Annotated in this window: 6 protein-coding genes and 2 pseudogenes; 6 read left to right on the top strand and 2 right to left on the bottom strand. The window is 57.5% G+C overall.

Annotation, left to right across the window (positions count from 1 at the left end; genetic code table 11):
- Nucleotides 1-347: 347 nt before the first annotated feature.
- From ABIB78_RS30755 to ABIB78_RS30735, 5 genes and pseudogenes are all read left to right on the top strand, one after another.
- Entirely contained in the window at nt 348-662 is a 315-nt protein-coding gene (locus tag ABIB78_RS30755) for a hypothetical protein (protein WP_429031420.1), read from the top strand.
- A 384-nt stretch (nt 663-1046) separates the two neighbouring features.
- Nucleotides 1047-2338 (top strand): annotated as a pseudogene (locus tag ABIB78_RS30750) (DUF2130 domain-containing protein).
- Nucleotides 2339-2447: 109 nt separating this feature from the next.
- A complete protein-coding gene (locus ABIB78_RS30745; protein WP_429031417.1) occupies nt 2448-3626 on the top strand; it encodes an SIR2 family NAD-dependent protein deacylase in 1179 nt (392 codons plus the stop codon).
- On the top strand, nt 3616-5529 hold the full coding sequence (locus ABIB78_RS30740) for an ATP-binding protein (protein ID WP_429031414.1): 1914 nt from the start codon (nt 3616-3618) through the stop codon (nt 5527-5529). The genes ABIB78_RS30745 and ABIB78_RS30740 overlap by 11 nt, the downstream gene beginning before the upstream one ends.
- A complete protein-coding gene (locus ABIB78_RS30735) occupies nt 5526-5738 on the top strand; it encodes a KTSC domain-containing protein (RefSeq protein WP_429031412.1) in 213 nt (70 codons plus the stop codon). Before ABIB78_RS30740 ends, ABIB78_RS30735 begins: the two co-directional genes overlap by 4 nt.
- Before the next feature lie 298 nt (nt 5739-6036).
- Here ABIB78_RS30735 and ABIB78_RS30730 read toward each other — a convergent pair.
- Nucleotides 6037-7062 (bottom strand): annotated as a pseudogene (locus tag ABIB78_RS30730) (IS110 family transposase).
- 76 nt (nt 7063-7138) lie between these two features.
- The gene (locus ABIB78_RS30725; protein WP_429031586.1) at nt 7139-7384 is read right to left on the bottom strand and encodes a hypothetical protein; all 246 of its coding nucleotides are present in this window, start codon (nt 7382-7384) and stop codon (nt 7139-7141) included.
- 601 nt (nt 7385-7985) lie between these two features.
- Between ABIB78_RS30725 and ABIB78_RS30720 the strand changes: the two genes are divergently transcribed.
- Nucleotides 7986-11090 carry an efflux RND transporter permease subunit gene (locus ABIB78_RS30720; protein ID WP_429031410.1) on the top strand — a complete coding sequence of 1035 codons (3105 nt, stop codon included), beginning with the start codon at nt 7986-7988 and terminating at the stop codon, nt 11088-11090.
- The last annotated feature ends 167 nt before the right edge of the window (nt 11091-11257 follow it).

The raw sequence follows: 11257 nt of genomic DNA, 5'->3' as shown, positions 1-11257 counted from the left end.
CTGCAAACAGGCTTCCATCCCGGACTCCCGGCCGGGCTTGCTCCGCTTCGCTAAGTCGTAGCTGCTCCGACTGATATTTTCGGTGCAGAGGTCCTCGCCGGTCGCATGGGGGTATAATGCCTGGTCGCGTCCGCAGCGTGGTACTGGGGCCGAGGTAGCTGTGGTGAGGCTGAAGATCGCCATTGGATCGCTACATGCTGCGCAGCTCTCTGTATGAGACTGTTCCACGAGAAAATGCCAAATGCAACTGGCGGGTGCAAATTTCTGTAGCCGCGACGGCGCAAGGATGCCGATTTTGGGTAGGGAGTGAGGTTCGAGCTATTCGGAGGAGCGTGGACGAGCCGAGCTTGTTCATTTCGGCCACGACTGCCACAAACGTTTATGAGACACACAAAGTCAACAATCCGGAGCGGCGATTTGATCTGGCGTATTGCATGACAACGCTGGGCGGAGCCTACGTATTTCGTGGGCGCCACAAGCGGTTGGAGGTTGAGATTTTCGACGCCGTTCGCCGTGCCTACCACCTGCCGGCCTTGAAGCGTGTCGATCAGTGGTTCTTGTCGCAGGTCTTCTATGAGGCGACGGCGGAATGGGATGATGCGCGGCTTTTCCGCGTTGTCGCAAGAAACGTCGTCGCCGATTCCGCCGAGCGCAATCGCTAAAATTTCCATTCATTCTCCCAAACATCGAGCACCACCGGGCAATGAGTCCGTTCTTGGAAAGTGAGCGCCGCAATTCCTCATGATCACCATCCAAGTCTTTGATAAATATAATATATACGTTTCAGTCATCAGCGCGCGTAAGCGCCCGCGCTTAACTCGCGAGCTGGGCGGCCACTAAGTCATCCACCCAAAGACTTGTGCGAAACCTTGGGCCGATCCCACTTTTCAACAGCATTTGAATCCTTGAGACGCTAGCAACGTCCGTTGAGGTGCCATATCCCGACATGTGTACCTGAGGCATGGCCGTCGGCTCGATGCGGCGGTCGGAATCTAGGAGACGGCAGATTTCGGATCGGACGCCCGGCAAGGTCCGATGAGATTGTCATGAACGAACCCACGATTGTTTGCCCAAACTGCACGACGCAGATCAAACTTACCGAATCGCTCGCGGCGCCGCTGATCCAGGCAACGCGTCAGCAGTATGAGGAAAGGATCGCGCTGAAGGATGCCGAAGTCGCCACGCGAGAGGCATCGTTGCGTGATCAGCAGGACGCGCTCGCTCGGGCCAGAGAAAACCTCGACGAACAAGTCGCCGCTCGCGTTGCGCACGAGCGGGAGCGGATCGTTTCCGATGAGAGCAAGAAGGCCCGCCTTATCGTCGCCGATGACCTTGCTCAGAAGGCCCGCGAGCTCGCTGATCTCCAGGAGGTGCTCAAGGAGCGGGACGGAAAGCTCGCCGAAGCGCAGCAGGCCCAGGTCGAACTGCTTCGCAAGCAGCGCGAGCTCGACGATGCCAAGCGCGAAATGGACCTTACGATCGAGAAACGGGTGCAGGGATCCATTGCGGCAGTTCGTGACAAGGCAAGGCAGGAGGCCGAGGAAGGGCTCAAACTGAAGGTACTCGAAAAGGAGGAGCAGATCTCTTCGATGCAGCGCCAGATCGAGGAATTGAGGCGCCGTGCTGAACAGGGATCCCAGCAGCTGCAAGGTGAGGTCCAGGAGCTCGATCTTGAAGCGATGCTGCGTGCGAAGTTTCCTCGCGACATCATCGAACCCGTGCCCAAGGGTGAGTTCGGCGGTGACGTCTTGCATCGGGTCATTGGGCCGCAGGATCAGCACTGTGGAACGATCTTGTGGGAGACGAAGCGCACAAAAAACTGGAGCGATGGCTGGCTAACAAAGCTGCGGGACGATCAGAGGGCTGCAAAAGCGGAGTGCGCTCTGCTCGTGACCCAAGCGCTCCCGAAAGAAGTAAATGCTTTCGACCTGATCGATGGCGTCTGGGTCACTGAGGCGCGTTGCGCTATCCCGGTCGCCATTGCCCTACGTCAATCTCTGCTTGGGCTGTCCAACGTTCGACAAGCGGGGGAAGGGCAGCAGACTAAGATGGAGCTCGTCTATAAGTACCTGACCGGACCGCGCTTCCGCCACCGTGTCGAGGCGATCGTGGAAAATTCTCGGATATGCAAAGTGATCTCGATCGCGAACGCAAGGCAATGACCCGTCTTTGGGCAAAGCGCGAAGCACAAATCAGAGGCGTTATCGAAGCAACCGTCGGCATGTATGGAGATCTTCAGGGCATCGCTGGCAAGACGTTGCAGGAGATCAACGGGCTCGATCTGCAGCTTCTGGATTCACCCAAGTTTGATTTCGAGGGGGCCGACAACAATGCGTAGTGTTGCGGGGGCGTCATTGGATGCGAGTATCTCTTCTGACAAGGATACAAAGCAGGCGTCACCGTCTCCGATCAAGCCTGTGCATAGTCCGTTTCGACGGACAACCGATTTGTTGCAGCGCCTTTCGCCTGGGAAAATGCGAATTGGTTTTTTCATCGGGGCAGGATGCCCGCTGTCGGTTCGGGTTACCGATGGAAACGGCACGAAGCCGCTGATACCGGACATCGCTGGATTGACCGCTCAGGTGAAGACGGTTCTGGACGGCTCTGGCGAGTTGAAGCAGGTTGCCGAGACCGCCTGGTCGCGCGTCGTGGCTCGTGGTGTGGGGACGCCGACGATCGAGGACGTATTGAGCCATATCCGCGCGCTCAAGTCGCTTTGCGGCGCTGGTGCGATCGATGGCTTCACGGGCGAACAGCTTCACAAGCTCGACCTCGCGATCTGCGAACACGTTCGCCAGATCGTCAGCGTTTCCTTGCCGAATGGCGATACGCCATATCATGTGCTCGCAAGCTGGATCCAGGCAATCGACCGCGAAAAACCGGTGGAGATATTCACCACGAACTACGATCTGCTGCTGGAGCAAGCTCTAGAGGAGCAGGGCGTCCCATATTTCGATGGCTTTGTCGGATCGGATACTGCGTTCCTCGACCATGAATCGATGGCACAGGATGATCTGCCCTCGCGCTGGGCGCGGCTATGGAAAATCCATGGTTCAGTCAATTGGTGGATGACCAAAAAGGCCAAGATACGGCGCAGCCGGGACAAGATCGATGGCGAGCAATTGCTTATTTACCCGTCCCATCTCAAATATGATCAGAGCCGGCAGATGCCCTATTACGCGATGCTTGACCGGCTCGCCACGTTCCTACGTTCAGACCAGTGCGTGCTACTGACGTGCGGCTATTCATTCGCCGACGAACATATCAACGCTTACATTGCTCAAGGCTTGAAAGGTAATCCAAACGCATCCTGCCTTGCGATGTTTTTCAACGATCGGAGCAGTGCACCGAAAGCAGTCGCTTTCGCAAAGAAGCATGCCAACCTAACTGTGCTCGCTGCAGACGGCGGGATTGTCGGAACGGTGGACCGCGGCTGGGACAGTACACATCGGGACGGCAACCCGGCCTACGCAATCGCAGTAAGCAAAGACGTCATGTCGGGTCGAACGGCCGCCCCTGCGGATCAATGCAAGTGGCTGCTTGGAGACTTCAAGGCTTTTGGCCAGCTTTTGGCTCATCAGCTCGCCAGCAGGGACATTGAACAGGAAGCCGGCGATGCGCTCTGATCCGACCCTCATCGGTACGGTACAGGATGTGGCTGGAACGGCCGTGAGTGTTGCATTGGTCCGCGAGTCCGCGACGGGTCTGAGCTTTTACAAGGGTGAGTCCTATCGCATTGGCCAGGTCGGCAGCTTTGTCCGCATTCCGCTCGGCTACACGTCGCTGTTTGGCATCGTCTCTCAGGTCGGGGCGGGCGCCGCCCCGAAGGCTGAGGGCGATGCCCGTCCCTGGGGCAACCAATGGCTTAGCATCCAGTTGGTGGGAGAGCGCGGTCGCAACGGTCAGTTCGAGCGGGGTGTCTCGCAACATCCAACGATCAACGACGCGGTCCATATCGTCACGGAGGACGACCTTCGGGAGATCTATGGTCCCGGTGATCCCGTCGATTTCGTGAGCGTTGGCCGGCTGGCGAGTGCCGAATCCATCCCAGCGCTGGTCAACATCAACAAGCTCGTGACGCGCCATTGCGCTGTAGTCGGAACGACGGGAGCCGGAAAATCAACGACGGTGGCGGGGTTGCTGGCCGCGCTTTCCGAACCGCAGCGTTATCCATCCTCTCGCATCGTGATCCTGGACATCCACGGTGAATACGCGAAGGCACTTGCTGATCGGGCAACGGTCTTTCGCATCACGCCAGATACCGAAAAGGACGAGAAGGCGCTCGTCATTCCGTTCTGGGCACTCAGTTTCGAGGAATTGGTCAAGTTATCTTTCGGAAAGCTCGATGATCGGCAGGCCGCCGTCGTCGCTGACAAGGTGGTTGAGCTGAAGGCCGAAGCTCTCAGCAAACAACCACGTGAAGGCATAGATTCGAATCGGCTGACGGTTGATACACCGGTACCTTTCTGCATCCACAAATTGTGGTTTGAATTCCATCAGAGAGAGCATCGGACCGTAATTCCGAAGCCTGGTGCTGCCGCGGATGAAATCGAGCCAGCTTATGTGCTCGGCGCCGATGGCAAGCCCTCTCAGCCGGGGGATGCGATGTCTGTGACGCCTCCGCTCTACCGGACCGTAAAAACATCGGGGCCGCCCGCGGAGCGCGTCAACTGGGGGCCCGATGCGCTCAATATCAGGCAACAGCTCGCTGTACTGGCTTCCAAGTTGCGAGATCCCCAGTTCGCATTTCTTTTCAACCCAGCGGACTGGACGCCGCAGCTCGATGGCACCGTAAAGCAGGATCTCGATGGGGTGCTGAAAGATTGGATCGGCACTTCGTCCCCGATCACCATCCTGGATCTGTCCGGAACGCCATCCACAGTTCTTAATGATCTGGTAGGGGCGTTGCTTCGCATTCTTTATGATGCGCTGTTCTGGGCAAGGAATCTTCCCGAGGGTGGTCGCGAGCGCCCTCTGATGGTCGTCCTGGAAGAGGCCCATGCTTATCTAGGCAAAGAGCACGCGGGGCCTGCTGCCTCGGCGGTTCGCCGAATAGCCAAAGAGGGCCGAAAGTATGGCGTCGGGGTTATGATCGTAAGCCAGCGGCCATCCGAAATCGATCCGACGATCCTCTCACAGTGCGGCACCATCTTTGCCATGCGATTGGCCAACGATCTCGATCGGGGGCAGGTGGCCGGCTCGGCGTCTGACAATCTGAAGGGATTGTTCGACATGCTTCCCATTCTCCGAACTGGAGAAGCAATTATTGTCGGCGAAGCGGTCAGTTTGCCGATCAGAACTCTTATTGATCCTCCCGAAAAGGGGCGGCGCCCAGACAGCACCGATCCTCGAGTGGTCGTCCGTGGTGATCCCAACAAGGACGGGTACGAGGGCGAGGGTGGATGGGCAGTCAATCGGCATGACGAAGATTATGCGATCGTCATGCGACAATGGCGGAAACAGTCCCCCCGCTACGAGCACAAAAAGGGTTCGACCAAGTCGGCATTGCCGGGAAAGAAGAAGTCATGAATTGGATTGAAACACCCGAGTCGTCGACCATTGCGCGCTTTGTCTACGATGGATCTAGGCAGGTTCTCATCGTCGAATTCAAGAACGGCGGACGTTACGAATACTACGATGTCCCCGAAGCCGCCTATGATGGGTTCGTTCGGGCAGCCTCCAAAGGCCAATTCCTGGCTCAAAACATCAAGGGATCGTATCGGTACGCACGCGCGTGATAGCCGGTCTTTGGTTTCATTTGAAGCGAGGTCAAGAAGGCTTTAGTCGTCCGTTCATTAATCGCGGGCACGGTGTCAACCCCGATAGACAAAAATGATCCGCTGCTGGGTTCATGGTTCTTTCCGCGGTCGTCTCTATGCAGGAGCGCCGCATGATGGCGTTCAAAAGGCGTGGCATCTCGAAGTGAAGAGCGCGGTGCGTAAAGCCCGCAGGGACGACTTCGAGATTGCCCACACCTTCGTCCCGGCAGGGACGCTTGTTCCGCCGAAGGCGGATCCGGGTTGGTTTAAGACTGGTTCATGCGGTGCGCATCTCTGCCTGGAATTCGGTGCCGTCGGTCCAGATAGCATGGAGGATGACAGCCATTTTGCGAGCCACGGTACCTTGGCCTTTTTGGCGCCGATGCGTTTGGCCAGCTTGCTGCCCCAGCGCTTGAACGCAGAACCTCGCCTGACAACGGTCAGCAGGACGTTCGCGGCCTCGAACAGATAAGTTCGCATCTGGTGGTTGCCGCGTTTGGAGATGCGGCCAGTACGATCCATCTCGCCGGATTGATAACGTCTTGGTGTCAGGCCTAGATAGGCACCCACGTCGGCGGAATGTCTGAAGCGAGTGGGGTTGTCGATGGTTACGACGAAGGACAGGGCAGTCAGGGGACCGATACCGGGAACGGTCATCATTCGCCGAACAGTTTGGTCGCCTTTTTGCCACTGCCAGGGGCTGTCGATCCGACCTCTCGATTCGCTCGGTCAAACAGGACTGGGCAAGGACCAGCGGTGCGAAAATATCTTGTAAATCCGGCGCTTCAGCAAGCACGGCGTCGACTTTGCGAGCCAAGTTCGTCGAGCCGGCCTTGCCGAGCACTATTCCAAACCCCTTGCACAGACCTCGCATTTGGTTGTCAATATCTCGCCGCAGATTCAGCAGCTTGGTTCGAGCCGCCAGCATCGAACGGGTTTTCCAGCTCTCCGCCCCCTTCACGGCAGCTTCCCGATACCATCCCATGCGGGCCATTTCGGCCAACCCCTTGGCGTCGTTGTGGTCCGACTTGTTGATGCGCATCGATAACGCAGCCTTGGCATGACGCGCATCAAGGCAAATGACCGGAAAGCCCAGCGCCTTGAGTTGGTGCCAAAGCCAGTTCGATAGCGAGCCTGTTTCAAAAACGATCCGCTCAGCATTGTCGGCATGACGTCGCAAGAGTTTAGCGATGGCCTCTGGATTGGTGGGCACGCAACCTTCGAATGTCACGCTGCCGGTCTGGTCCAAAACGCAAATGCTGGTTTCTTCCATAGAGATGTCCAGACCTACGTACTGCTTCATAGCGCTGCTCCCTTTCGATAATCCGCTAAGGCCGATCCTACCAACCCTCGTGTCCTCAAGAAGACGTCAGCCGCGATTACGCCATGTGAAGAACTTCTAGGCCTTCGAGCGGGAGTCGTTTTTTCTGACGAGAGGGGTTTTGAGATTGCAGGCTTTCGGGCTTTGACGGCCCAAAAGCTTGCGATTTTGCTTTTGAGGATTCCGTCGAATCGCGCGTCATGATTCCTTCGGTCGGATCGGAGGGAACGATGAAGCCGAAGGAACGACGCGACAGCGGACAAGCCGATCTCCTGCGCTCCCGGCTGGACGCGATCATCGACATGAACCATGCGCTGGTGAGGCTTCCGCCTCGTGACGCCACAAGTCTGCGCGGTTGCGACCAGCGTTCTGTTTGGACAAACCTTGGTATAGGTTTTGCAACCGATTCTATATCACCCACTTACCTTTGTAGAGTTGAGCGCCCGTCAGTTTGTTTCTACGTTCAATATCGAAGCTGGATCATTGGATCGAGCGGTCGACACGAAGCCTTGAGCCGGCTTAATTCCTTGCTGGAAGTCGTTGCGTTCCATTCAGACCTGAGGACGAGACTAAATGGAAACACGTGAGCCCACATCTTGACGCGGACCTCAGGCTGATTGCGCGCAAAAAAAACATGGGTCTTTATCTCGGGAAGGTGGTCCCCCTATTCGAGATCGCGATCAGCTGATCAGCGATCAGCATGGCAAGGCCGACGTTCATCCAAGCAACGAAGATGGAAGAAGCGGAGGATTGAGCTCTCCGCTTAGGAACAAGTGAGCCTTTAGAGCAGGCGTTTCCGTTTCCCTCATAATACGGGCCTTAGCCGCAGTCGCCGCATTGATGACCATGGCCGTAGCGCGACTTGCTAGCGAATTTGCGTCACCCCCTCTTGAATGCGAGCCGAGATGGCATTTACCGAGCTTTTCATCAAACGTCCGGTGCTGTCTGTCGTCGTCAGTCTCCTGATCCTGCTGATCGGACTTCGCGCGGCCACCGTTCTGCCGATCCGGCAGTACCCCGAGCTGTCTAATACGGTCGTCAATATCACGACCTCCTATCCTGGCGCCTCCGCCGACATGATCCAGGGGTTCATCACCGCTCCCCTGGAGCAGGCAGTCGCTTCCGCCGAGGGCGTCGACTACATCACTTCCTCGTCGGTGCTCGGCACGTCGACCATCCAAGCCTACATCAAGATCAATTTCGATCCAAATAGGGCGCTCACCGAGGTGCTCTCTAAGGTCAACTCAGTCAAATATTCAATCCCGAAGGAATCAAACGATCCGGTCGTCACTAAGTCGACCAGTCAGACCACCGCTGTCATGTATATCGCCTTCTCTAGTGACGAATTGACGGCCAGCGCGACCTCCGACTATCTCTCCCGCGTCGTGCAACCGATTATGTCGACCGTCGACGGCGTCGCAGCGGCAGACATCCTGGGCGGCCAGAGTTTTGCGATGCGGCTTTGGCTCGATGCTGCGAAAATGGCGGGGCACGGCGTGTCGCCGGCTGATGTTTCGGCTGCAATCGTCGCCAACAACTTCCAGGCGGCGGCCGGCCAGACCAAGGGCTATTTCACTATCTCCGATGTCACGGCAAATACCGATCTGCGGAGTGTCGATGACTTCAAGCGCATGATCGTCAAAGCCAACGATGGCGGTCTTGTGCGCATTGAGGACATTGCGACAGTCGAGCTTGCCGCGCAGACCACAGACGTCAGCGTCGCGATGAACGGTGAGCACGCGGTCTTCATTGGCGTGCAGGCGAGCCCGCAGGGCAATCCGCTGAACATAGTGCGAGGCGTTCGCGCACTGTTTCCAGAAATGGAGCGTAACCTGCCGCCATCGCTGAAGATGAAAGTGGCCTACGACTCCACAAAATTCATTCAATCATCGATCGATGAAGTGGAAAAGACGCTCATTGAGGCCGTCATGATCGTCGTGGTGGTTATCTTCCTATTCCTGGCCTCGCTGCGGTCGGTCATCATTCCTGTCGTCACCATCCCGTTGTCGCTTGTTGGCGTCTGCAGCATGATGCTGGCGCTGGGGTTTTCATTCAATCTCCTGACCCTCCTTGCGATCGTGCTCGCGATCGGTCTCGTGGTCGACGACGCGATTGTCGTGGTGGAGAACATTCATCGCCATCTAGAAGAGGGTGCTCCGCCCCTGCAGGCTGCTAAGAGGGGCGCGCGCGAGATCGTCGGCCCCGTTGTCTCCATGACGATTACATTGGCCGCCGTATACGCCCCAATCGGCTTTCTCGGCGGCCTCACCGGTGCGCTGTTTCGCGAGTTCGCGTTTACGCTGGCGGGGGCGGTGATCGTATCGGGCGTGATTGCTTTGACGCTGTCGCCGATGATGTGCTCGGTGTTCCTGAAGAGCGCTGAGGAGGGGCGGTTTGCAGGATTTGTGAATCGCGTGTTCGGCGCCATGACACGCTGGTACGGGCGCAAGCTAGACCGCTCGCTCGACTATCGCCCGATTACCGGGCTGTTCGCGCTGACCTTGCTGGGACTCGTCGGCTTTCTGTATATGCATACTTCCAAGGAACTCGCGCCCGAGGAGGATCAAGGCATCGTATTCGCACTAACCAAGGCGCCGAAATACGCCAATATTGACTACCTCGACTATTACGGCGCCAAGCTCGAAAAGGCGTTCCAGAAGTTTTCCGAGACCGATTTGAGCTTCGTGCTCAACGGCACTAGCGGCCCGCAGGGTGGCATGGCTGGCATGTTGCTCAAGCCATGGGACGAGCGCAAGCGGTCATCGATCGCGCTAAAGTCCTTTGTCCAGGCGGAGCTGTCCAAAATCGAGGGCATTAACGCATTTGCTTTTAGCTTGCCGCCGCTTCCGGGCGGTTCGAGCGGCCTACCAGTGCAGATGGTGATCAATTCGACGCTTGGCTTCCAATCCGTCTATGAGCAGATGTCGAAGCTGAAGGATGCCGCGCGCAAGAGCGGTCTCTTCATGGTTAGCGACTCTGACCTCGAGTTCAACCAGCCGGTGGTGCGGATCAAGGTCGATCGATCCAAGGCCAACGATCTTGGCATCACCATGCAGAACATCGGTAACGCGCTCGCCACCCTACTTGGCGGAAACTACGTCAATCGCTTCAACCTGCAGGGCCGCTCCTACCAGGTGATCCCGCAGGTGCCGCGCGAGAAGCGCCTGGCACCGGAAGCAATCGGGAGCTATTATGTGAAGACTGCGACGGGCTCGATGCTCCCGCTGTCCACCGTAGTCTCCATCGAGACTGCGACTGATCCGAACGCACTCACCCACTACAACCAGCTCAACTGCGCGACTTTTCAGGCCGTGCCGATGCCCGGTGTTACGATCGGTCAAGCAGTGGACTTCCTGGAAGCGGAGGCAAAGAAACTGCCTGCAGGCTTCAGCCACGACTTCCTCGCCGACGCCCGCCAGTATGTGCACGAGGGTAACCAACTGCCCATCACCTTTGCATTTGCACTCATCATCATATTCTTGGTGCTTGCGGCGCAGTTCGAAAGTCTGCGCGACCCCCTCATCATCATGATCAGCGTGCCGATGGCGATCGTCGGCGCCTTGATCCCGCTATTCTTTGGCTTGGCGACGATGAACATCTACACCCAGGTCGGACTGTTGACGTTGGTCGCTTTGATTTCCAAGCACGGCATCCTGATGGTTGAGTTTGCCAATAAGCTGCAGCTCAAGGAGAGACTTGACCGTCGCTCGGCGATAGAGATGGCGGCGCGCGTGCGACTTCGTCCAATCTTGATGACCACGGCGGCGATGGTCACGGGCCTCATACCCTTGTTGACCGCAACGGGAGCTGGTGCCGCGAGCCGCTTCTCGATCGGGCTCGTGATCGTCGCTGGCATGTCTGTCGGCACGCTGTTCACGCTCTTCGTGCTGCCGGCGGTCTATGTCGCGATCGCGTCCGATCACCGAGCCAATGCGAGTTCCGGCCACGCGAAGAACGCAGCCGAGCTCAACCTCACTGGCGCTGCGGATCCCCAGCTGGCCAAGCGATGACGCTAAAAATCCATCCGGATTGGCTCGATTGCTGCTCTAGCAGTCTGCTGAAGAACCCCCTCGCCACGGAGGGGGCTTGATGATTCACTTTATCATCTCGAATCGGCGGAGGCGCTCATGCGCGGCAGGTTTACGGATCAGGGCGGCCTGTTTTCGTACATTGCGCC

The organism is Bradyrhizobium sp. I1.14.4, from assembly GCF_050435825.1.
Taxonomy (GTDB): Bacteria; Pseudomonadota; Alphaproteobacteria; order Rhizobiales; family Xanthobacteraceae; genus Bradyrhizobium.
Note: the sequence above shows the minus strand (reverse complement) of the source record. Positions and strands in the feature narration are given on the sequence as shown.

What these genes read in the sequence shown, in the direction of transcription:
- ABIB78_RS30740 (WP_429031414.1), top strand. Translation starts at nt 3,616, where the DNA reads ATGCGCTCTGATCCGACCCTCATCGGTACGGTACAGGATGTGGCTGGA.
- ABIB78_RS30735 (WP_429031412.1), top strand. Translation starts at nt 5,526, where the DNA reads ATGAATTGGATTGAAACACCCGAGTCGTCGACCATTGCGCGCTTTGTC.
- ABIB78_RS30725 (WP_429031586.1), bottom strand. Translation starts at nt 7,384, where the DNA reads ATGTCGATGATCGCGTCCAGCCGGGAGCGCAGGAGATCGGCTTGTCCG.
- ABIB78_RS30720 (WP_429031410.1), top strand. Translation starts at nt 7,986, where the DNA reads ATGGCATTTACCGAGCTTTTCATCAAACGTCCGGTGCTGTCTGTCGTC.